This window comes from Pseudomonas sp. Q11, from assembly GCF_024494355.1.
GTDB lineage: Bacteria > Pseudomonadota > Gammaproteobacteria > Pseudomonadales > Pseudomonadaceae > Aquipseudomonas > Aquipseudomonas hefeiensis.
This window is the reverse complement of record NZ_JAKNQY010000031.1, coordinates 46,320-68,250: the sequence shown is the minus strand read 5'-3', so window position 1 is coordinate 68,250 and position 21,931 is coordinate 46,320. Positions and strand designations below refer to the sequence as shown.

21 protein-coding genes and 2 tRNA genes are annotated in these 21,931 nt (G+C 60.7%); 18 read left to right on the top strand and 5 right to left on the bottom strand.

The features are described from left to right. Positions 1-96: 96 nt before the first annotated feature. The 12 genes from MA884_RS24640 to nudC all read left to right on the top strand — a co-directional run bounded on the left by MA884_RS24640 (position 97) and on the right by nudC (position 16,575). The gene (locus MA884_RS24640) at positions 97-1,506 is read left to right on the top strand and encodes a circularly permuted type 2 ATP-grasp protein (protein WP_256232955.1); all 1,410 of its coding nucleotides are present in this window, start codon (positions 97-99) and stop codon (positions 1,504-1,506) included. A gap of 3 nt (positions 1,507-1,509) precedes the next feature. Further along, on the top strand, positions 1,510-2,460 hold the full coding sequence (locus MA884_RS24635) for an alpha-E domain-containing protein (protein WP_256232954.1): 951 nt from the start codon (positions 1,510-1,512) through the stop codon (positions 2,458-2,460). After that, the gene (locus MA884_RS24630; RefSeq protein WP_256232953.1) at positions 2,457-3,254 is read left to right on the top strand and encodes a transglutaminase family protein; all 798 of its coding nucleotides are present in this window, start codon (positions 2,457-2,459) and stop codon (positions 3,252-3,254) included. The genes MA884_RS24635 and MA884_RS24630 overlap by 4 nt, the downstream gene beginning before the upstream one ends. A gap of 260 nt (positions 3,255-3,514) precedes the next feature. Then, entirely contained in the window at positions 3,515-4,009 is a 495-nt protein-coding gene (locus MA884_RS24625; protein WP_256232952.1) for a hypothetical protein, read from the top strand. Positions 4,010-4,130: 121 nt separating this feature from the next. Beyond that, positions 4,131-4,802, top strand: coding sequence for a DUF3313 domain-containing protein (locus MA884_RS24620; protein WP_256232951.1), 672 nt, complete (start codon positions 4,131-4,133; stop codon positions 4,800-4,802). Between the two features lie 107 nt (positions 4,803-4,909). After that, a complete protein-coding gene (gene tpx, locus MA884_RS24615; protein ID WP_256232950.1) occupies positions 4,910-5,410 on the top strand; it encodes a thiol peroxidase in 501 nt (166 codons plus the stop codon). A 177-nt stretch (positions 5,411-5,587) separates the two neighbouring features. Further along, positions 5,588-6,904: an MdtA/MuxA family multidrug efflux RND transporter periplasmic adaptor subunit gene (locus MA884_RS24610; RefSeq protein ID WP_256232949.1), complete on the top strand. Its 1,317-nt coding sequence runs from the start codon at positions 5,588-5,590 to the stop codon at positions 6,902-6,904. Beyond that, entirely contained in the window at positions 6,901-9,996 is a 3,096-nt protein-coding gene (locus tag MA884_RS24605) for an MdtB/MuxB family multidrug efflux RND transporter permease subunit (RefSeq protein ID WP_256232948.1), read from the top strand. Before MA884_RS24610 ends, MA884_RS24605 begins: the two co-directional genes overlap by 4 nt. Positions 9,997-10,099: 103 nt before the next feature. Next, positions 10,100-13,204 carry an efflux RND transporter permease subunit gene (locus tag MA884_RS24600; RefSeq protein WP_256232947.1) on the top strand — a complete coding sequence of 1,035 codons (3,105 nt, stop codon included), beginning with the start codon at positions 10,100-10,102 and terminating at the stop codon, positions 13,202-13,204. Further along, the gene (locus MA884_RS24595; RefSeq protein ID WP_256232946.1) at positions 13,201-14,676 is read left to right on the top strand and encodes an efflux transporter outer membrane subunit; all 1,476 of its coding nucleotides are present in this window, start codon (positions 13,201-13,203) and stop codon (positions 14,674-14,676) included. The genes MA884_RS24600 and MA884_RS24595 overlap by 4 nt, the downstream gene beginning before the upstream one ends. A 249-nt stretch (positions 14,677-14,925) precedes the next feature. Further along, positions 14,926-15,738: a crotonase/enoyl-CoA hydratase family protein gene (locus MA884_RS24590; protein ID WP_256232945.1), complete on the top strand. Its 813-nt coding sequence runs from the start codon at positions 14,926-14,928 to the stop codon at positions 15,736-15,738. A gap of 6 nt (positions 15,739-15,744) precedes the next feature. Further along, positions 15,745-16,575, top strand: coding sequence for an NAD(+) diphosphatase (gene nudC / locus MA884_RS24585; protein WP_256232944.1), 831 nt, complete (start codon positions 15,745-15,747; stop codon positions 16,573-16,575). Here nudC and MA884_RS24580 read toward each other — a convergent pair. After that, complete coding sequence (locus MA884_RS24580) at positions 16,543-17,322, bottom strand: TSUP family transporter (RefSeq protein WP_256232943.1); 780 nt, start codon at positions 17,320-17,322, stop codon at positions 16,543-16,545. The two genes, nudC and MA884_RS24580, sit on opposite strands and share 33 nt — an antisense overlap. A 378-nt stretch (positions 17,323-17,700) precedes the next feature. Here MA884_RS24580 and MA884_RS24575 point away from each other — a divergent pair. Beyond that, positions 17,701-17,774: transfer RNA gene (locus MA884_RS24575), tRNA-Cys, on the top strand. Positions 17,775-17,968: 194 nt separating this feature from the next. Further along, positions 17,969-18,055, top strand: a tRNA-Leu gene (locus MA884_RS24570). Positions 18,056-18,140: 85 nt separating this feature from the next. Here MA884_RS24570 and MA884_RS24565 read toward each other — a convergent pair. Continuing rightward, positions 18,141-18,503: an NUDIX hydrolase gene (locus MA884_RS24565; protein ID WP_256232961.1), complete on the bottom strand. Its 363-nt coding sequence runs from the start codon at positions 18,501-18,503 to the stop codon at positions 18,141-18,143. Positions 18,504-18,773: 270 nt separating this feature from the next. On the opposite strand from MA884_RS24565, the gene MA884_RS24560 reads away from it, so the two are divergent. Together MA884_RS24560 and MA884_RS24555 are read left to right on the top strand one after the other, a co-directional pair. Then, on the top strand, positions 18,774-18,959 hold the full coding sequence (locus tag MA884_RS24560) for a hypothetical protein (protein WP_214912223.1): 186 nt from the start codon (positions 18,774-18,776) through the stop codon (positions 18,957-18,959). A gap of 92 nt (positions 18,960-19,051) precedes the next feature. Further along, positions 19,052-19,279 carry a PLD nuclease N-terminal domain-containing protein gene (locus MA884_RS24555; RefSeq protein WP_256232942.1) on the top strand — a complete coding sequence of 76 codons (228 nt, stop codon included), beginning with the start codon at positions 19,052-19,054 and terminating at the stop codon, positions 19,277-19,279. 15 nt (positions 19,280-19,294) lie between these two features. On the opposite strand, the gene MA884_RS24550 is transcribed toward MA884_RS24555, so the two are convergent. From MA884_RS24550 to MA884_RS24540, 3 genes are all read right to left on the bottom strand, one after another. Continuing rightward, positions 19,295-19,720, bottom strand: coding sequence for a hypothetical protein (locus tag MA884_RS24550; RefSeq protein ID WP_256232941.1), 426 nt, complete (start codon positions 19,718-19,720; stop codon positions 19,295-19,297). Positions 19,721-19,842: 122 nt separating this feature from the next. Continuing rightward, positions 19,843-20,073: a hypothetical protein gene (locus MA884_RS24545; protein WP_047226593.1), complete on the bottom strand. Its 231-nt coding sequence runs from the start codon at positions 20,071-20,073 to the stop codon at positions 19,843-19,845. 146 nt (positions 20,074-20,219) lie between these two features. Next, on the bottom strand, positions 20,220-20,474 hold the full coding sequence (locus MA884_RS24540) for a DUF6555 family protein (RefSeq protein ID WP_256232940.1): 255 nt from the start codon (positions 20,472-20,474) through the stop codon (positions 20,220-20,222). Between the two features lie 208 nt (positions 20,475-20,682). Between MA884_RS24540 and MA884_RS24535 the strand changes: the two genes are divergently transcribed. Both MA884_RS24535 and MA884_RS24530 read left to right on the top strand, forming a co-directional pair. Then, positions 20,683-21,582, top strand: coding sequence for a polysaccharide deacetylase family protein (locus MA884_RS24535; protein ID WP_256232939.1), 900 nt, complete (start codon positions 20,683-20,685; stop codon positions 21,580-21,582). A 103-nt stretch (positions 21,583-21,685) separates the two neighbouring features. Next, complete coding sequence (locus tag MA884_RS24530; RefSeq protein ID WP_256232938.1) at positions 21,686-21,877, top strand: DUF2188 domain-containing protein; 192 nt, start codon at positions 21,686-21,688, stop codon at positions 21,875-21,877. The last annotated feature ends 54 nt before the right edge of the window (positions 21,878-21,931 follow it).

Below are 21,931 nucleotides of genomic sequence, written 5' to 3'. Positions count from 1 at the left end.
TGAGAGAAACAGGGTTCATTAAAACAAAGCAAGGCCGGACCATTGGAATGACGAAGTGATAAAAAATGCCGTGTAGAACGCGGCTGGGAGTTGGCTATGCCCCAAGCTTTTTTTAATGAAATGTATGATGCAAAGGGTGACTGCCGCCCGCACTATCAAGCCTTCTCACGCTGGCTGGCGGACACGCCGCTGGAGTTGCTGGACCAGCGTCGTCGCGAAGCCGATCTGCTGTTTCATCGAGCCGGTATCACCTTCACCCTTTACGGTGACGAGCAGGGTACCGAACGATTGATTCCGTTCGACATCATTCCTCGCAGCATCAAGGCCAGCGAATGGAAGATGGTCGAGCGCGGCTGCATTCAGCGGGTCCAGGCCCTGAACATGTTCCTGGCCGACATCTATCACGGGCAGCGGATCCTCAAGGAAAAAGTCATTCCGGCCGAGCAGGTGCTCGCCAACGAGGGTTATCAAATCGCGATGCAAGGGCTGGACTTGCACCGAGGCATTTATGCCCACATCGCCGGTGTCGACCTGGTTCGCGACGGTGATGGCAGTTATTACGTGCTGGAGGACAACCTGCGTACGCCCAGCGGCGTGAGCTACATGCTCGAAGACCGCAAGATGATGATGCGCCTGTTTCCCGAACTCTTCGCCGCCCAGCGCGTGGCGCCCATCGATCACTACCCGAATCTGTTGCTTGATACCCTCAAGAGTTCAAGTCCGCTGGATAACCCGACCGCCGTGGTGCTGACCCCCGGTCGCTTCAACAGTGCCTATTTCGAACATGCGTTCCTGGCCCGTGAAATGGGGGTGGAGCTGGTGGAGGGCGCCGACCTGTTCGTGCGCGACGACCATGTCTACATGCGCACCACCGCAGGCCCCAAGCAGGTGGATGTGATCTATCGCCGCCTTGATGATGATTACCTCGATCCGCTGTCGTTCAACCCCGACTCCATGTTGGGCGTTCCCGGGCTGATCGCCGTTTACCGTTCGGGCAACGTGGTGCTGGCGAATGCGGTTGGCACAGGCGTGGCCGATGACAAGTCGATCTACCCTTACGTCGACGAGATGATCCGCTTTTACCTCACCGAAGAACCGATCCTGAAGAACGTGCCGACCTGGCAGTGCCGCAAGCCCCAGGATCTGTCCCACGTGCTGGCCAACCTGCCCGATCTGGTGGTCAAGGAAACCCAGGGTTCCGGCGGCTACGGCATGTTGGTGGGGCCGGCTGCCACTGCGGCAGAAATCGAAGACTTCCGCGCACGTCTCAAGGCTCGCCCCGAAGCCTATATCGCCCAGCCAACGCTAAGCCTTTCCACCTGCCCGACCTTCGTCGAGAGTGGCATTGCCCCGCGCCACATCGATCTGCGTCCGTTCGTGTTGTCAGGTAAGGAGACCCGCCTGGTGCCCGGCGGGCTGACCCGCGTGGCGCTGCGCGAAGGCTCGCTGGTGGTGAACTCGTCCCAAGGCGGCGGCACCAAAGACACTTGGGTAGTGGAGGACTAAGACATGCTTTCAAGAACCGCTTCTGACCTCTATTGGATGTCCCGCTACCTGGAGCGCGCGGAGAACCTGGCGCGTATGCTCGAAGTCAGTTACTCGCTGTCGCTCATGCCCCAGGCCGGGCGTAGCGACGGGCATGCCGAGCTGGCGATGTCGTTGCTGGCGGCCGGCACGCTGGATGATTACAACGCCCGTTATGACGCGCTCAACACTGAACGCATGTTGCATTTTTTCGCACTGGACGAAACCAATCCCGGGAGCATCTACAGCTGCCTGCGGGCAGCACGGACCAATGCCCATGCGGTGCGTGGACGCATCACCGCCGACATGTGGGAGAACATCAACGCCACCTGGCTGGAGATGCGTAACATTGCCAGCAACGGTCTGGGGCGCTACGGCATCAGCCATTTCTGCGAGTGGGTCAAGGAGCGCTCGCACCTGTTCCGTGGCGCGACCTCGGGCACCATCATGCGCAACGATGCCTATAGCTTCATTCGTCTGGGAACCTTTATCGAGCGGGCGGACAACACCCTGCGCCTGCTGGACGCCCGTTATGAAATGTTTGGTGAGGAGTCGGAGGAGGTCAGCGACAACTCGGCCCGTGGTTATTACCAGTGGAGTGCTTTGTTGCGCGCGTTGTCTTCGTTCGAGGCGTTCAACGAGATCTACCGCAATGCGCCCAACGCCGAGCAAGTCTCGGAAATGTTGCTGCTGCGCGCCGACGTCCCGCGCTCGTTGCATGCCTGTATCGAGGAACTGGACCAGATTCTCTCCAGCCTGCCGGGCAACAATGGCCGCCCGGCCCAACGCCTGGCCGCTGAGCTGAACGCGCGGCTGCGCTACTCCGGCATCGACGAGATCCTGGCATCGGGCCTGCACCAGTGGCTGACCGAGCTTATTGGCCAGATTCGTCACCTGGGCCAGACCGTTCACGAGTCTTATCTGGAGGTGGTATGAAACTTTCCATACGCCACGACACGACCTATAGCTATGCCGATGAAGTGTGCACCAGCATCCAGTTCCTGCGCCTGACCCCCAAGGACAGCCAGCGCCAGCGAATCCTGCAATGGCACCTGGAGCTACCACGGCTGGTGCGCAGCCAGCTCGATCCCTACGGCAATATCCTGCATGTGATGACCATGGACGAGCCCCATGGCGCTCTGGTGCTGACGGCTTATGGCGAGGTCGAGATCAATCAGGCGGTGCAGATGGAGCCGGACAGCCAGTCACCGCTGCCATTTCTGCGTACCAGTCGTCTCACCCAGGCCGATGACGCTCTCGCAGCCTTCGCTGTGGAGCAATGCGCAGCCCGCCGTGATCGCTCGGCGCTGACCGATTTGATGAACGGCCTGGCTGCCCGCATGCCCTACAGCCCGGGCACGACCGAGGTCAGCAGTACCGCCGCAGATGCTTTTGCCGGGGGCGCGGGTGTTTGTCAGGATCATACCCACGCATTTCTGGCCTGCGCGCGCAGCCTGGGGGTTCCGGCACGCTATGTCTCCGGTTACCTGTGCACCGAAGATGAAAGTCATCTGGCGAGCCACGCCTGGGCTGAAGCCTGGCTGGAGGATGGCTGGTACAGCTTCGACGTGACCAATCGCCTGACCTGTCCGGATCGGCATTTGAAACTGGCGGTCGGCCTGGACTACCTCGACGCCTGTCCGGTACGCGGCATGCGCCGGGGTGGCGGGGCGGAACAGATGCAGGCGCGAGTGCAGGTGAACTCAATGGTTCAGGTGCAGCATCAGTAGGCGAGGAGAGTACTGAAGCCCCCAACCCATGTGGGAGCAAAGCTTGCTCGCGAAGACGGTGGCACAGTCAGCATTGATACAAGCGGGGTCACCGCAATCGCGAGCAAGCTTTGCTCCCACAGGTGTCGCCCTGGACACCCAGGCCATGGCGCGGTTGCGCTGAGGGATCTGTTTTCTGAGGCGCATTGGCATTTGCGTACGCCTGCGTCTTGAACCTGTCATCATCGTGCTTTGCAGCATCCCTTATAGAGGAACAGCGCATGGACGATGTACAGCAGCTAGGCGAGATGCTTCGTCATTACGCAGACAGCGAGGCGCACAAGAAGCAACAGCACGAGACGCAATCGGCGGTGTGGGCCGCGCAGATCGAGGCGTTGTACGGGCAGATCGAGCAATGGCTGGCACCGGTCCTGGCTCCCGGCCTTCTGACACTGACCCGTGAGGCGTATGTGGCCCACGGCCCGAGCGTTCCGGAGGAAACCTCCGGCTTCAAGACTGAAAAACTGACAGTGTCCATCACCGGCAAACCGGTGGAGTTCATACCGGACGTGATGGGGGCCGGCGGGCAGATTTCCCTGGCGATCATGGGCCTGACCGCAACACGTTACGGCAGCATCTCGCTGGTTTGCCTGCCGCCTTCGTTGCAATGGCAATGGCGCCGAACCAACGGGTTGAAGGATCCGGATACTTTTACCTTCGACGCGGACTTCCTCGCGCAGCAGTTGCAGAGCCTGATACCTCGTGAGCGCGGCTGAAGGCCCTGGCGGGCAAAGGCCTCGCTACGTCACTTCTGCTTATTGGAGCAGGCAAAAAACCGTTCATTGGCTATACCTGTAATTCCCGGCCCCGTTTCGTGTGGCTTACAGGAGTGACAGCATGAACTTCGCGTCTCTGATCGGCACCGTGTGCATGGCCTCGCTTGCCCTGGCTGGTTGCTCCAGCAAGATCACCCAACCGGATGAATACTCCGGATTCCTGGGGGACTACAGCCGCCTCAAGGAGGAGAAATCCCCGTCGGGGGCCGAAGTGATGCGCTGGGTCGACCCCACGGTTGACCTGAGCAAATACACCAGCCTTTACGTCGAGCCGACACAGCTTTACCCCAAGCCACAGCCGACCGTGAAGATCCCCCAGGCCACCTTGTCCGGCATTACCGGTTATTACGATCAGGCGCTCAAGCGGGAAGCGGGGAAATCCCTGCCCCTGGCGACCGGTCCAGGGCCGGGTGTACTGGTGATGCGTGCGGCTATCACCGCCGTCAGCAGCAAGACCGAGGGCCTGAAGCCTTATGAGGTGGTGCCCATCGCGCTGGTGGCGGCCGCGGTCAGTACGGCCAGTGGCATTCGCGACCAGGAAACCACGCTGGGTACCGAAGCGGTATTCCTCGACGGCAGCAACAATGCAGTGGTCGCCCAGGTGGTGCGCAAGGGCACGGGTAAGCCGTTGTCCAACGAAGCCCAGGTGATGAAACCCGATGATGTCAAAGGTGTCATCGATGGCTGGGCGTCGGATTTGCATCAGTCGTTTCTCCAGCTCAAGGCTAAGTAGCGACCGCGAAGCAGTCATGACTTTTTATGTCCAGCCATAGGTCGCAGAACCATTTCATGGTTAACTCCGGCCTCACCATTTTCAAACCTGTCAGAAGGAATCCGTTCATGGCTCAAGTCACCCTCAAAGGCAACCCGGTTCAAGTCAACGGCCAGTTGCCACAAGCCGGTTCCAAGGCGCCAGCCTTTTCCCTGGTGGCCGGCAATCTGTCCGACGTTTCCCTGAAGGATTTCGCCGGCAAGCGCAAAGTGCTGAACATTTTCCCAAGCGTGGACACCCCGACCTGCGCCACCTCCGTGCGCAAGTTCAACGCCCAGGCCAACGAGCTGAACAACACCGTGGTGCTGTGCATCTCGGCTGACCTGCCGTTCGCCCAGGCGCGTTTCTGCGGCGCCGAAGGCCTGGAAAACGTCCAGAACCTGTCCACCTTGCGTGGTGGAGAGTTCATCGAGAACTACGGCGTCGCCATCGCCGACGGTCCTTTGGCCGGCCTGACGGCCCGTGCCGTGGTGGTGCTGGACGAAAACGACACCGTGTTGCACAGCGAGCTGGTCAAGGAAATCGCTGAAGAGCCGAACTACGACGCTGCGCTTGCCGTCCTGAAATAAAGTATTTCTTATAATTGTTAGCGGCCTGGCCCTGTCCAGGCCGTTTTCGTTTTTGCTTCAATGCCTTAGCCCGTCCCGGGATACGTAAGCCCAACGTAAATTGCCGGTAAAGGCGCTTTGCTAAATACCCGCCAGTGCTTATCTTTCAGCCTCCCGTAGAAGAAGCCCACGCGCCCAATGGTTGATCATTTCATGCAATCCTCTGATTCCCGCAAATCCCGTCGCTGGCTATTTGGCCTGGTCATCGTATTGATCGTCGCGGCGCTAGCCTGGAAGTTCTGGCCCGCTGGCACGGACCAAAAGCCCGGAGCAGGGCAAGAAGCTCCTGCTGGACAGACGGGGCGGTCGGGCGGCATGCGGCCAGGGTTTGGCGGCGCGACGGGGCCTGTGCCGGTTCGGGTTGCGCCGGCAGTCACTGGTGATTTTCCGCTTTATTACAAGGCGCTGGGCACCGTCACGGCCCTCAATACCATCAACGTGCGTAGCCGGGTGGGCGGTGAACTGGTCAAGATTGCCTTTGAAGAGGGGCAGATGGTCAAGGCTGGAGACCTGCTGGCCGAAATCGATCCGCGTCCATACCAGAACGCCTTGCTCCAGGCCGAAGGCACGTTGCTGCAGAACCAGGCCCAACTGAAAAATGCCCAGGTGGACCTTGAGCGTTATCGCGGCCTGTATGCCGAGGACAGCATCGCCAAGCAGACCCTCGATACCGCCGCCGCCTTGGTGGGCCAGTACCAGGGCACGGTCAAGACCAATCAGGCGGCGGTCAACGACGCCAAGCTCAACCTGGAATTCACCAGGATCCGTGCGCCGATCTCCGGCCGGGTCGGATTGCGGCAACTGGACGTTGGCAACCTGGTGGCCGCCAACGACACTACGGCGTTGGCGGTCATCACCCAGACGCAACCCATCAGCGTCGTCTTTACGCTGCCGGAAAACAACCTTGATACCGTGCTTGCCCGCTACCGCAGTGGGGCGAAGCTGCCGGTGGAAGCCTGGGACCGTAGTGACCTGAAGCTGCAGGCCAGCGGTGTGCTGCAAAGCCTGGACAACCAGATCGACATCACCACCGGCACCCTGAAGTTCAAGGCTCGCTACGATAACCGCGACCAGTCGCTGTTCCCCAACCAGTTCGTCAATGTGCATTTGTTGGCCGACACCCTCAAAAATGTAGTCCTGGCGCCGACGCCTGCCATTCAGTTCGGCACCAATGGCACGTTCGTCTACGCCCTGGATGGCGATAAGAAAGTCACCATCAGAAAGCTGAAGATCGGCGCCAGCGATGGCGAAACTACCGTAGTTACCGAAGGCTTGGCGGCGGGGGATCGGGTGGTGCTTGAAGGCACCGATCGCCTGAAGGAAGGCAGCGAGGTGGACGTGGTCAACGACAGCCAGGACGTGCCCACCACACCGACCGAACACCTGCAGGGCAAAACGGCGGCCGCACCGGCTGAAGCGGCCGTGGCCGACAAGGCGAAAAAGGGCGGCGCATGAACCTCTCGCGGCTGTTCATCCTTCGTCCGGTAGCCACCACCCTGAGCATGCTGGCCATCGTGCTGGCCGGCCTGATCGCCTATCGGTTGCTGCCGGTGTCGGCATTGCCCCAGGTCGATTACCCGACCATCCGCGTGATGACCCTGTACCCGGGCGCCAGTCCCGACGTGATGACCAGTGCCGTGACCGCGCCGCTGGAACGGCAATTCGGGCAGATGCCGGGCCTGACGCAGATGGCGTCCACCAGTTCCGGCGGCGCGTCGGTGATCACCCTGCGCTTTAGCCTCGACATCAACATGGATGTCGCCGAGCAGCAGGTGCAGGCGGCGATCAACGCCGCCACCAACCTGCTGCCCAGCGATTTGCCGGCTCCGCCGGTGTACAACAAGGTCAACCCGGCCGATACCCCGGTGCTGACCCTGGCGATCACCTCCAAGACCATGCTGCTGCCCAAGCTCAATGATCTGGTGGACACCCGCATGGCGCAGAAAATCGCCCAGATCAGCGGGGTCGGCATGGTTTCGATTGCTGGTGGCCAGCGCCAGGCCGTGCGGATCAAGGTCAACCCCGAGGCCCTGGCAGCCGCGGGGCTGAACCTGGCGGATGTGCGCACCCTGATCGGCGCCTCCAACGTCAACCAGCCCAAGGGCAACTTCGACGGACCGACCCGGGTCTCGATGCTCGATGCCAACGATCAGTTGACCTCGCCCAAGGACTACGCCGAACTGATCCTCGCCTACGCCAACGGCGCGCCATTGCGACTCAAGGATGTCGCGCAGATCGTCGATGGCGCCGAGAATGAACGCCTTGCCGCCTGGGCCAACGAAAACCAGGCCGTGTTGCTGAATATCCAGCGCCAGCCGGGGGCCAACGTCATCGAGGTGGTCGACCGGATCAAAGCCTTGTTGCCGAGCATTACCGACAACCTGCCGGCCGGCCTGGACGTTACGGTGCTGACCGACCGCACCCAGACCATCCGCGCCTCGGTCACCGACGTCCAGCATGAACTGCTGATCGCCATCGTCCTGGTGGTCATGGTGACGTTCCTGTTCCTGCGTCGGGTCAGCGCCACGATCATTCCGTCGGTGGCTGTGCCGTTGTCGCTGATCGGGACGTTCGGCGTGATGTACCTGGCCGGTTTTTCCATCAACAACCTGACGCTGATGGCCCTGACCATTGCCACTGGTTTCGTGGTGGACGATGCCATCGTCATGCTGGAGAACATCGCCCGCTATATCGAGAAGGGCGACAGCCCTATGCAGGCTGCGCTAAAGGGCGCGAAACAGATTGGCTTCACGCTGGTTTCCCTGACGTTGTCGCTGATCGCGGTGCTGATCCCGTTGCTGTTCATGGCCGACGTGGTCGGACGCTTGTTCCGCGAGTTCGCCATCACCCTGGCGGTGGCGATCCTGATCTCCCTGGTGGTGTCGCTGACCCTGACGCCGATGATGTGTGCCCGGTTGCTCAAGCGCGAGCCCAAGGAGCAAGAGCAGGGGCGTTTCTACCGTGCCAGCGGCGCCTGGATCGACTGGATGATCGCCGCCTACGGTCGCAAGTTGCAGTGGGTGCTCAAGCATCAGCCGCTGACCCTGCTGGTCGCCGTGGGCAGCCTGGTGCTGACAGTGGTGTTGTACCTGGCCGTGCCCAAGGGGTTTTTCCCGGTGCAGGACACCGGGGTGATCCAGGGCATTTCCCAAGCGCCACAGTCGATTTCCTTTGCCGCCATGAGCGAGCGCCAACAGCAACTGGCCAAGGTGATCCTGGCCGATCCGGCGGTGCAGAGCCTGTCTTCCTACATCGGCGTAGACGGTGACAACGCCACGCTCAACAGTGGTCGCTTGTTGATCAATCTCAAGCCCCACAGCGAACGGGATGACAGCGCCACCGAAATCATTGCCCGCTTGCAGCCGCAACTGGATCGGCTGGTGGGCATCCGCTTGTTCATGCAACCGGTGCAGGACCTGACCATCGAAGACCGGGTCAGCCGTACCCAGTATCAGTTCAGCCTGTCCTCGCCGGATGCCGAGTTGCTCAGCCTCTGGAGCGAACGTCTCGTCGAAGCGTTGGCCCAGCAGCCGGAGCTGACCGACGTCGCCAGCGATTTGCAGGACAAAGGACTGCAGGTCTACCTGGTGATCGACCGCGACGCCGCGTCGCGCCTGGGCGTATCGGTGTCGGACATCACCGATGCACTGTATGACGCCTTCGGCCAGCGGCAGATTTCCACCATCTACACCCAGGCCAGCCAGTATCGGGTGGTGTTGCAGGCCCAGGCCGGGGAGCGTATCGGGCCGCGGGCGCTGGATCAGATTCACGTCAAGACCACCGACGGTGGCCAGGTGCGGCTGTCGAGCCTGGCCCGGGTCGAGGAGCGTCAGGCCCAACTGGCGATTGCCCACCTCGGTCAATTTCCGGCGGTGATGATGTCGTTCAACCTGGCGCCGGGCGTGGCCCTCGGGCATGCGGTGGACGTGATCGAAAAGGTCCAGCAGGACATTGGCATGCCGGTGGGGGTGCAGACCGAGTTCCAGGGGGCGGCCCAGGCGTTCCAGGCCTCGCTGTCGAGCACCTTGCTGCTGATCCTGGCGGCGGTGGTGACCATGTACATCGTCCTCGGTGTTTTGTACGAGAGCTACATCCACCCGATCACGATTCTCTCCACGTTGCCCTCGGCGGCCATCGGCGCCTTGCTGGCGCTGATCATCAGCGGCAATGACTTGGGCATGATCGCGATCATCGGCATCATCTTGCTGATTGGCATCGTCAAGAAAAACGCGATCATGATGATCGACTTCGCCCTCGACGCCGAACGCAATCAGGGCATGGACCCGCAAACGGCCATCTACCAGGCCGCGCTGCTGCGTTTCAGGCCGATCCTGATGACCACGCTGGCGGCCCTGTTCGGGGCGGTGCCACTGATGCTCGCCACCGGCTCCGGCGCCGAACTGCGCCAGCCTTTGGGGCTGGTGATGGTGGGTGGGTTGTTGGTGAGCCAGGTGCTGACGCTCTTCACGACGCCGGTGATCTACCTGTATTTCGACCGCCTGGGACGCCGCTTTGCCAAGCCTGATGGGAAAGAGGTGCGGGTATGACGGAATCTAGCGGCAAGCTTCCAGCAGCAAGCGACAAGCTAAAGCCTGTGCACGACTTGCTTTTCTCTTGCAGCTTGAAGTTTGAAGCCTGGAGCTGTCACCCATGAACCTCTCCGGCCCGTTCATCCGCCGCCCCGTAGCGACGATGCTGCTGAGCTTTGCAATCATGCTGCTCGGTGGCGTGAGCTTTGGCCTGCTGCCGGTTGCGCCGCTGCCACAGATGGATTTTCCGGTGATCGTGGTCCAGGCCAACTTGCCGGGGGCCAGCCCCGAGGTGATGGCCTCGACGGTAGCGACGCCGCTTGAGCGTTCCTTCGGCGCTATCGCCGGGGTCAACACCATGAGCAGCCGGTCCAGCCAGGGCTCTACCCGGGTGATCCTGCAATTTGACCTGGACCGCGACATCAACGGCGCGGCGCGGGAAGTACAGGCGGCCATCAATGCCTCGCGCAACCTGTTGCCCAGCGGCATGCGCAGCATGCCCACGTACAAGAAGGTCAACCCGTCCCAGGCGCCGATCATGGTGCTGTCGCTGACCTCGGATGTGCTGGAGAAGGGTCAGCTCTATGACCTGGCTTCAACCATCCTGTCCCAGAGTCTGTCCCAGGTGTCGGGCGTGGGCGAGGTGCAGATTGGTGGCAGTTCCTTGCCGGCGGTGCGTATCGAACTGGAGCCGCAACTGCTCAACCAGTACGGCGTGGCCCTGGATGACGTGCGCAGCGCCATTGCCGACAGCAACGTGCGCCGGCCCAAGGGTTCGGTCGAGGACGCACAGCGCATGTGGCAAATCCAGGCCAACGATCAGTTGGAGAAGGCCAAGGATTACGAAACGCTGATCATCCGTTACCAGGACGGCTCGGTACTGCGGCTCAAGGACGTAGCAAAAGTCACCGACGGCGTCGAAGACCGCTACAACAGCGGTTTCTTCAACGATGACGCTGCCGTGCTGCTGGTGATCAACCGCCAGGCTGGCGCCAACATCATCGAGACGGTCAATGAGATCAAGAACCAGCTGCCGGCGTTGCAGGCCGTGCTGCCGGCCAGCGTCAAGCTGAACCTGGCCATGGACCGCTCACCGGTGATCAAGGCCACGCTGCACGAGGCGGAAATGACCCTGCTGATCGCCGTGGCCCTGGTGGTGCTGGTGGTGTTCCTGTTCCTGGGTAACTTCCGCGCCTCACTGATCCCGACCCTGGCGGTGCCGGTGTCCCTGGTGGGCACGTTTGCGGTGATGTACCTCTACGGCTTCTCCCTGAACAACCTGTCGTTGATGGCGTTGATCCTCGCCACCGGCCTGGTGGTGGACGACGCCATCGTGGTGCTGGAGAACATTTCCCGGCACATCGACGAAGGCGTGCCGCCGATGAAGGCAGCCTACCTGGGCGCCGATGAGGTGGGCTTTACGCTGTTGTCGATGAACGTCTCGCTGGTGGCGGTGTTTCTCTCGATCCTGTTCATGGGCGGGATTATCGAGAGCCTGTTTCGCGAGTTTTCCATCACCCTGGCGGCGGCCATCGTGGTCTCGCTGGTGGTGTCGCTGACGCTCACGCCGATGCTCTGCGCTCGCTGGCTCAAGCCCCACGTGCCGGGGCAGGAGAACCGCCTGCAGTGCTGGAGCCGGCGCCTCAACGAACGGATGGTGCGTGGTTACGCGCGCAGCCTGGACTGGGTGCTGCGTCACCGGCGCCTGACCTTGCTGAGCCTGCTGGTGACCATCGGGGTGAACATCGCACTCTACGTGGTGGTGCCGAAAACCTTCATGCCTCAGCAGGACACCGGCCAGTTGATCGGTTTCGTGCGCGGCGACGATGGCCTGTCGTTCAATGTCATGCAGCCGAAGATGGAGATATTTCGTCGCGCCGTGCTCAAGGACGAAGCAGTAGAAAGCGTGGCGGGGTTCATCGGCGGCAACAACGGCACCAACAATGCCTTCATGCTGGTGCGCCTCAAGCCGATCAAGGAGCGCGGGATCTCCGCGCAGAAAGTCATCGAGCGCCTGCGCAAGGAAATGCCCCTGGTGCCGGGTGGTCGCTTGATGCTGATGGCCGACCAGGACCTGCAGTTTGGTGGCGGCCGTGAGCAGACCACTTCGCAGTATTCCTACATCCTGCAGAGCGGTGACCTGGCGTCGCTACGCCAGTGGTACCCCAAAGTCGCGGCGGCCTTCAGGGCCTTGCCGGAACTGACCGCCATTGATGCTCGCGACGGCGGCGGCGCCCAGCAGATCACGCTGGTGGTGGACCGCGACCAGGCCAAGCGCCTGGGCATCGACATGGACATGGTCACCTCGGTGTTGAACAACGCCTACAGCCAGCGGCAGATATCCACCATCTATGACAGCCTCAACCAGTATCAGGTGGTGATGGAGGTCAATCCCAAGTACGCCCAGGACCCAAGTACCCTCGAGCAGGTCCAGGTCATTACCGCTGACGGCGCGCGGGTGCCCCTGTCGACCATCGCGCATTATGAGAGCAGCCTGGAGGATGATCGAGTCAGCCACGAAGGTCAGTTCGCCTCCGAGGATATATCGTTCGACATGGCCGAGGGCGTGACGGTGGAGCAGGGCACGGCCGCCATCGAGCGGGCGATCGCCAGGCTCGGGATGCCCGAAGACATCATTGCAAAAATGGCCGGCACCGCCGATGCGTTCGCGGCCACCCAGAAAAGCCAGCCATTCATGATCCTGGGAGCATTGCTGGCGGTGTACCTGGTGCTGGGTGTGCTGTATGAGAGCTACATTCATCCGCTGACCATCCTGTCTACATTGCCGTCGGCCGGCGTCGGCGCGCTGCTGTCGATTTACGTGCTGGGCAGCGAGTTCAGCCTGATCTCGTTGTTGGGGCTGTTCCTGCTGATTGGCGTAGTGAAGAAAAACGCGATCCTGATGATCGACCTGGCGCTGCAACTGGAGCGCGGCGGGCAGACGCCACAAGAGTCGATCCGCAACGCTTGCCTGCTGCGCTTGCGGCCGATCCTGATGACCACGCTGGCGGCGATCCTGGGAGCCTTGCCACTGTTGCTCGGTAGCGCCGAAGGCTCGGAAATGCGCCAGCCGCTGGGCCTGACCATCATCGGTGGGCTGGTGTTCAGCCAGATCCTGACCCTCTACACCACTCCGGTGGTTTACCTTTATCTCGACAAACTGCGCCATCGCTTCAACCGCTGGCGCGGCGTGCGCACTGATGCTGCCCTGGAAACTCCGCTATGACCGACCGTTCGCTTTTCAATCTTGTCGCACCGCTGGCGACCGCCCATGGCTCGCGGCTGCTGAGCCTGACGCTGTGCGTGGCGATGCTCAGCGCCTGCGCCATCGGCCCGGATTACCAGCGCCCAGCGGCTGCGGCGCCCGTGCAGTACAAGGAGACTGAGGGCTGGCGCCAGGCCAATCCCAGCGACGCCCTGGCCCGGGGGGCCTGGTGGGAGTTGTACGGTGATGCCCGGCTCAATGGCCTGGTGGAGCAACTCAATACGTCCAACCAGACCGTGGCCCAGGCCGAAGCCCAGTACCGTCAGGCCCAGGCCTTGGCTCGCAGCGCACGAGGCGCGTTTTTCCCCACCGTGGACCTGACCGTCGGCAAGAACCGCTCCAGCCAGGGCACCGGCAGCAGCAACTCGAGCCTGAGCAGTTCGGCCAGTGGTATCCGTGACACCTACAGCGCCCAGGCCGGTGTCAGCTGGGAGGCGGACGTCTGGGGCAAGTTGCGTCGCACCCTGCAAGCCAATGAGGCCAGCGCCGAAGCCAGCTTCGCCGATCTGGCCGCCATGCGCCTGAGCCAGCAATCGGAGCTGGTGCAAAACTACCTCCAATTGCGGGTGATCGATGAGCAAAAACGCCTGTTGCAGACCACCGTTGACAACTATCAGCGTTCGCTGAAGATGACCGAAAACCAATACCGCGCCGGCGTATCCGGCAGGGATGCGGTGGCTCAGGCCCAGACTCAGCTCAAGACCACCCAGGCCGAATTGATCGACCTGATCTGGCAACGGGCCCAGTTTGAAAACGCCATCGCGGTGCTGATCGGCCTGCCGCCGGCCGAGTTCAACCTGGCAGAAACCCAGGACATCCCGACCCTTCCGCAAATCCCCGTGGCGCTGCCATCGCAACTGCTTGAACGCCGGCCGGACATCGCCTCGGCAGAGCGCTCCGTGATGGCGGCCAACGCCAACATCGGCGTGGTCAAGGCCGCCTATTACCCGGACCTGACCCTGAGCTTGAGCGGCGGTTACAGCAGCAGTACCTACGATAACTGGGTGAGTGTGCCGAACCGCTTCTGGTCGGTGGGACCGCAACTGGCGATGACGCTGTTCGATGGCGGCCAGCGTTCGGCGGAAGTCGACCGCACCGTCGCGGCCTACGACCAGACCGTCGCCACCTATCGCCAGACTGTACTCGACGGTTTCCGCGAAGTGGAAAACTACATGATCCAGCTCAAAGTTCTGGAAGACGAAGCCCGCGTACGCCAGGAGGCCCTGGATGCCGCCCGCGAATCCCTGCGCCTGACCCAGAACCAGTACAGGGCAGGGCTGATTGCCTATCTGGATGTCGTCACTGTCCAGGCCACCGCGTTGAGTAACGAACGCAGTGTGCTGACCTTGCAACAGAGCCGGTTGATCGCGAGTGTGCAACTGATCGCCGCGTTGGGTGGCGGTTGGGATGGGCAGATGCAGGCGAGTGAATAATCCGTGATTGAAGGTGATCCCTGTGGCGAGGGGATTTATCCCCGCTGGGCTGCGCAGCAGACCCCAAATACCTCTGTTGGGATGCAGGGGCCGCTTCGCGCCCCAACGGGGATAAATCCCCTCGCCACAGAGACATCTTTACCTGACCGGTCGCCAGGTCCCGCTTTTGGCCGATGCACTGTCTACGACCCGGTGCGTTGGCTTGTTATAGTTCAGGCTTCTTTTTTCAGCCGGTAAAGGATCACTGCCATGTCGCAATACCAAGCGTTCACCGTCGAACTTGCAGACAATATCGCCCATGTGCAGATCAATCGACCGGACAAGATCAATGCAATGAATGCCGCTTTCTGGAGCGAGATCGTCGAAATCTTCCAATGGATCGACGACACCGATGAAGCGCGGGTGGTGGTACTGAGCGGGGCCGGCAAGCACTTCTCCTCGGGCATCGACCTGATGATGCTGGCCGCCGTGGCTGATGAACTGGGCAAGGACGTGGGCCGCAACGCACGCCTGTTGCGACGCAAGATCCTGCAACTGCAAGCCTCGTTCAACGCCGTGGACAACTGCCGCAAACCGGTACTTGCGGCGGTCCAGGGTTATTGCCTGGGCGGCGCCATCGACCTGATTTCCGCCTGCGACATGCGTTATGCCGCCGAGGACGCGCAATTCTCCATCAAGGAAATCGATATCGGCATGGCGGCCGATGTTGGCACATTGCAACGCTTGCCCCGGATCATCGGGGACGGCATGCTGCGTGAACTCGCTTATACGGGGCGCACCTTCGGTGCCGACGAAGCGCGCAGCATCGGCCTGGTCAATCGTGTCTACAGTGATAGCGCCAGCCTGCTTGACGGTGTCATGGGCATCGCTCGGGAAATCGCCGCCAAGTCGCCGATCGCCGTGACCGGTACCAAGGAAATGATCAGCTACATGCGCGACCACCGCATCGACGACGGGCTGGAATACGTCGCCACCTGGAACGCCGCCATGCTGCAATCGACCGACCTGCGTGTGGCCATGGCCGCCCATATGAGCAAACAGAAACCTGAATTTCTGGATTGACTGATCATGATTTCACGCTGGACCACCGCAGTACTCGATACCGATCTCCCCGGGGGCTGGGCCGTGGCCCGCAGCCCGGAAGGCTTTCTGTTCGATGACAACGGCGCGCTGTTTCCCCGCGACTGGCTCAAGCGCCAGGACCTGTCAATCCTCGCCGAGCATGGCATTGGCCACCTGGATGGCGAGCCGGTCTATCTGCTGGAACTGCACAGCTCTCAAGACATCCCTGGCTGCAACTGGAAGGGCCTGCGGGCCTTCATGCTCGAGGATGACCACACGCTGTACAAGGTCCTGGGCTATGCCGCGCAGATCGGCACCTGGGCTCGGGAGTATCGCTTCTGCGGCAGCTGTGGCAAGCGCATGAGCCAGATTGCGCGGGAGCGGGCCATGTATTGCGATGCCTGTGACTTGCGGCATTACCCGCGGATTTCGCCGAGCATGATCGTGCTGATCACCCGTGGCGATGAAGTGCTGCTGGCCCGTTCGCCTCGCTTCGTCACCGGTGTCTACAGCACGCTGGCCGGGTTCGCCGAGCCAGGTGAGTCGGCCGAAGATTGCCTGATTCGCGAAGTGCGTGAAGAAGTCAGCATCGAGGTGAAGAACATTCAGTATGTCGGCAGTCAGTGCTGGCCGTTTCCCCATTCGATGATGCTGGGCTTCCACGCCGAATACGCCGGTGGCGATATCGTCAGGCAGGAAGATGAAATCGAAGATGCCCAGTGGTTCAACGTACACGACCTGCCGCCGCTGCCGGCCTCGCGTTCCATCGCCCGCTACCTGATCGACCTCTATGTGGCGCGGCGCTTAGGCCACGCTGAACCAGTGCTGCCAGGCTAGACGCACGGTCAAGCCCAGCACCACGGTGATGAATACCGGGCGGATGAATTTCGCGCCGCCGCTGATGGCGGTGCGCGCGCCGAAGAATGCCCCTACCATCACCGACAGCCCCATGCTCAGGCCGATGATCCAATCCACTTGCCCCGAAAAAATAAACACCGACAGGGCCGCGATGTTGCTGACGAAATTCATGCTGCGCGCCACACCGCTGGCCTTGACCAGATCGATCGGGTAGAGCAGCAGGCTGCTGACGGTCCAGAACGCACCCGTGCCAGGGCCGGCCACGCCGTCGTAGAAGCCCAGGCTGAAACCCTGGGGCGCTTGCCAGGTCTTGCTGATCGGCGCATCACTGTCCAGCGGCGCCTTGGGCGTGCCACCGAACAACAGGTACAGGCCACAGGCGAAGACGATCACCGGCAGCATTTTGTTCAGCCACTCGGCAGGCAGGTAATGGGCAACGATTGCGCCGGCCAAGGCACCGACCAGCGTGCCGACGAGGGCATGGGTCCACTGCCTTGGATGGAACAGCTTGCGCTTGTAGAACGTGAAACTGGCCGTGGCCGAGCCGAAGGTCGAGCTGAGCTTGTTGGTGCCCAGGACCAAATGAGGCGGTAACCCGGCGGTCAGCAGAGCCGGGGTGGTCAACAAGCCACCTCCGCCGGCAATGGCATCGATGAAACCGGCAATGAAGGCGACGACAATCAGGATAGCGAGGGTGGTAAGGTCAACGCTGAGTTCGAAGGGCATGAAATGGGCTTATTTGGCAGGGCGCAGGTGGCTGCGGGGACGGCCGGTATGTTACCCATAAATGGGGCAGGGCTGCGACTGTCTCCAGGATCCCTGAAGTTCCGTGGCGAGGGAGCTTGCTCCCGCTGGGGGGCGAAGCAGCCCCCAGAAGCCTTCGTACAGCAATGTGACTGTCTGGCGGAAGCTGGCCGTTGGACGAATTTTTTTTGAAATCAAGGGGTTGTCAGCCTAGGCAAATGAGTACATAATTGCGCCCATCGAACGCGCTGGGACGTAAAAAATCTCAATGTTTTCAAGGAGATAGAGCTTCGTAAGCATCTTGTTTCCTGATCAGGTTTGTACGCGGTTGATGTAGCGTTCTTGCATCAAACGTCTTGAGGCCGAATAGCAAAATGGTTATGCAGTGGATTGCAAATCCACCTACGCCGGTTCGATTCCGACTTCGGCCTCCACTTTAAAACAGCTCCGTAGATCCATGATTTACGGAGCTTTTTTATTTTCGAAGCAGCGACAGCTTTTTGTCTTGAAAAGGACAGAGGCGACCTTGCTTCGCCGGGAAGGGATGTATATATTCCCCCTCTTGCTGCACCAGCCTTGACTGGCACATCTGCTCCACGCTGATGTCCATAAGGTTGACCGCGCTACCGCCCGAATGGCGAAACTGGTAGACGCATGGGACTTAAAATCCCCCGCTCGTAAGGGCGTGCCGGTTCGATTCCGGCTTCGGGCACCATCTAAAATCAAGGGTTTGCGAGCGAAAGCTAATGCAAACCCTTGTTTGTTTCTGCTCCGTGAAACCCCCCTTATCCAAGCTGTGCTCACAGCCTGCGCCGAAATGCCTCGAGAATTTCCCGGGTTCCCTTTTTCATTTGCAGTTGCGCGATAGCGTCCAGCGGATGCCAGAGGCAGTCGCTGATTTCATTCTGTGGCCTGGCCGTCTTTGAGTCGGTGACCGAGGCTTCGAATACGTGGTGTTCGGTTTCGCCGTCGCTGATGCGCATCAGATAAAGCAGGTTATGCGCGTCCAGCCCGGTTTCTTCTGCCAACTCGCGTAGCGCCGCCCCGGCATGGGTTTCGCCGCGCTCCACTGTGCCTCCAGGCAGTGCCCATCGGCTGTTTGGCTTGCGCACGAGCAAGATGTGGCGATCTTCCTCACAGATGACGGTCGCTCGAATTTTCATGGCCTTGCTCAATCAGTGACTGTCATTAATATGAAATATAACTGCAATATTTGAGCCCGATGTCATACGGACTGTCCACTCCAGATTTATCGGGGGCCTCTCTGTACGACCGCAGTAATCGGCGAAAGACTGAACTTCATTTCAAGCCCGCACTCGCTATCTGTCAGGACTGGGCATTAAACCGATCATCGCCTCGACTGAATCAGCTTGGAAAAAACGTATCCATGTTGGGTGGATAGCCAACCTCGGGTAGAGGGGAAGTGAGAAGACATGACCACGGTTGAAGACTTCAAAATCAAATCCCACGAGCTGCTTGTGGAACTGGACGCGACCACGTCAGAAATGATGGCGCTCATCGACGCACATCAAACGAGCGGGGTGATTTGGGAGCAGGCCGTCCAGCGCCAGCACGACGCTTACGAACGGTGGGTCGCCTATCTGAATGAGCGGGGATAGACGACAGGTCGGGCGTGGGGAAGCGATGGCAGATTCTTTGAACGGACCGTCAGGGGGTGTGCCTAAACCATAGACCTTAAGAGGATTGGGCCATGTCTGAATTAGTCAGTTATTTCTGGATCGGCGTTGTGGTGCTTTTGCTGCTTGTGGATTTGTGGGCGATCATCAGTGTCTTTCGCAGTGACAAGACGGTCGGGACCAAGGCAGGCTGGGCGCTGCTGTTGATCATCTTGCCTGTGGTAGGCCTGGTCATCTGGGGCGTGGCCGGCCCTCGCGGTGTGAAGGAGGGCCCGTCGTCGCCAGAGCACAGCAAAGGCTAGGACAGGGCCTTTCATTCACTGGTTTTTCCAGCGTCCACCGGTGGTTTCGCAATCTTTCTGTGCTTGCGCCAATTGCTCGGTGTTGTAGTAGTACCGGGTGACTTGCGCATCGTCAGGGATGTTGGCTGACTCGCCGCTACGGTCCTTGCTGGTTGAGTGCGGATTGGCCAGCGCTTCCTGAGTCAGCCGGGCCTGGCATGTCGCTACATAGTCTTGGGCGCAACGTTCGACCTGGTTCTTTTCAGTGCTCAGTGCACCTTTGCTTTCGTTGCTGCACGACCAGCCAATCGCCTCGGCTGGCACGCCTCTGTATTCGTAACAACTATGGGTTTCGACCTTCGGTATCGCTTGGCTCTGGGACCGCGTAATGACATCACAGCCTTGCGCCATGGCGGCGGCAGGGCTGGCACAGGCAATCAGCAGCAGGATTCTGGCGTTCATGGTGGTTCTCCTTTTGGCGGCTTCACTCCGATACATATCAATATCGAGGCGCAAAGAACGCTGGCGTTCCATCGGTTTTCCAACCGGTAGAGCTTTGGGAAGAACCTGTGCAGCGCAGTGCGTTAGCGGAACTTGGGCAATGGCCGCTCGGCGGGCTTGAGGGACGTCAACGCACTCTGGATAGAGGGGGCGTCTTTTTCGATGTCATTAAGGCGGTCCCGGATCCGCACGGCGGTAGGGTGCCCGCCCTGGTGGTCGACCCAGTCAGCGATTTCCTTGCAGGCTGCCGCCAATCGCGCCTGACGCGATTCCAGCAAAGTGAGCACAGTGGTGATGGACTCTTTTTCAGACATGTCACACCTCCATTCAGAGTGGATGAGGCAGCACAAAGCCCGCCAGAAGCGGGTTGTACCGATAATTAAGCGTAGTTGAGTTATTTCGGGTCTGACGAGGAAAACGGCGCCCGGCCGGACGGCCGGTGCGCCGAAGAGGGGCTGGCTCAGCCCGACTCCTTTATCCAGGCCGGCGCGACGCTGGCTCGCCAGCGCACATCGGTAATCCCGTATTTTTCTGCCAGTGGTTTTGAAACCCGCTTGACCTTTTCCCTCCCGAATTTAGGGATGCGCCCGACACCCGCGTCGCAACTGGCCCAATGCCAGGCTTCGGAGTTGTTCATCACTTCGGCACGAATGATGAATGACTTGGGCTCGCCATGGAGCATGTATTCGATGATGTAAAGCGATGGCCCGCCCATAAATCCTCCCTAATTAGTTCTATACGGATGGATGCAGAGGCGTGCGGAAAATTCCATCGGATCTCCAGACGGTCAAAAAATCCTGGGAGGGGCAGCGGCGAGGCTCGCGGCCGGGAACCAAACCCGGTTAACCTTCTCCAAGCTGGGCTTGGGCACCAAGGGCCATGGATCGTAGGCGAGTCAGTGCGATCACCATAAAAGGCACACAATGAAAATTATCGCCAGGGTGCTGTCTCTCGTAGCCCTTGCCAGCGGTTTGCTGGGGTGCATTGGCGCGCCCATCGAACTGACTGCGCAGACCGAACAACGCCTTCGTACGCAACCGCCGATCCGCTTTCTGCTGACGTTCGATGACGGCCCCAGCGCATCATCTTTCTGGAACCCGAGTATGGGCGTGCTCGATGCCCTGGCGCAGAATCCGGTGCAGCCGGGGATCAAGGCGATATTTTTCGTGCAGACTCGAGCGTCGCGGGCCGGTGGCAGCGATATCGGGCGTTCGGTGATGCGTCGTGAACAGCAGGAAGGGCATGTGCTGGGCTTTCATACCGCGACCTCCGGGCACAGCAACCACCGGTTCCTCAGCCCTGATGAACTGGAGCAGTCGCTGCTCAAGGGGCGCGCCGACATTGCGGCCATCACGGGAGCAGCTCCCAGCCTGGTGAGGCCGCCGTTCTGGAGCTTCGACACCCGCACCTTCGCGGCCTACCGGCGCCATGGCCTGCACATGTTGCTCACCGATCTGAGCGCCAACGACGGCAAAGTCTGGGGTATCACGGCCAGTCCGAGACGGCGAATCAACCTCATGCGTCAGCTCAGCGAAGTGCGCGAACGTATCGCCGTCGGGCAGATACCTGCCGTTGACGGGGTCATCCCAGTGGTGGTGACCTTTCATGACCTCAATCGCTACACCGCACGACACGCCCGGGAGTACCTGCAGATTCTGATCGACGCTGCCCAGGCTACCGGGGTGAAGACCGACACCAAGCCATTTTATGACGACCGTCAGGCGCTTGAGCGAGCAACGCTGGCTCGCACTGTCAAAGACGGCACCGAGCCGGTGCAACTGCCTGGGTTGTGGAACAGACTATGGGGTTCGAGCCCACCGTGAGGGGTATGCCGCTCCTTGGAAATTGCGACGCCCGGTTGATGCCCGGGTGCCAACTGAGTGTAAGGTAAGGGCGTACCTTAGGTTTATCTGGCAGGAGGTAACTATGAGTGCTGCGATGCTAACGAAAGTACACATCAACGGTTATGACGTACTCAGTGTGAACAGCGGTCCATGGCGGGTCTGCACCCAGGTGGACCGGCTAGGCTCCTTTGCTTCCCGTGAGGAAGCGCTGGCTTACGCAGCGGCGTTACCGGTGCGCAGGAACCGAAGCGAGCGGTCGGTTAACACCAAATAGCGCCGCCAGAAGGTCGTGTTCGCTGGGCAGGGTTGGCTGCATTGTGCGTAACCC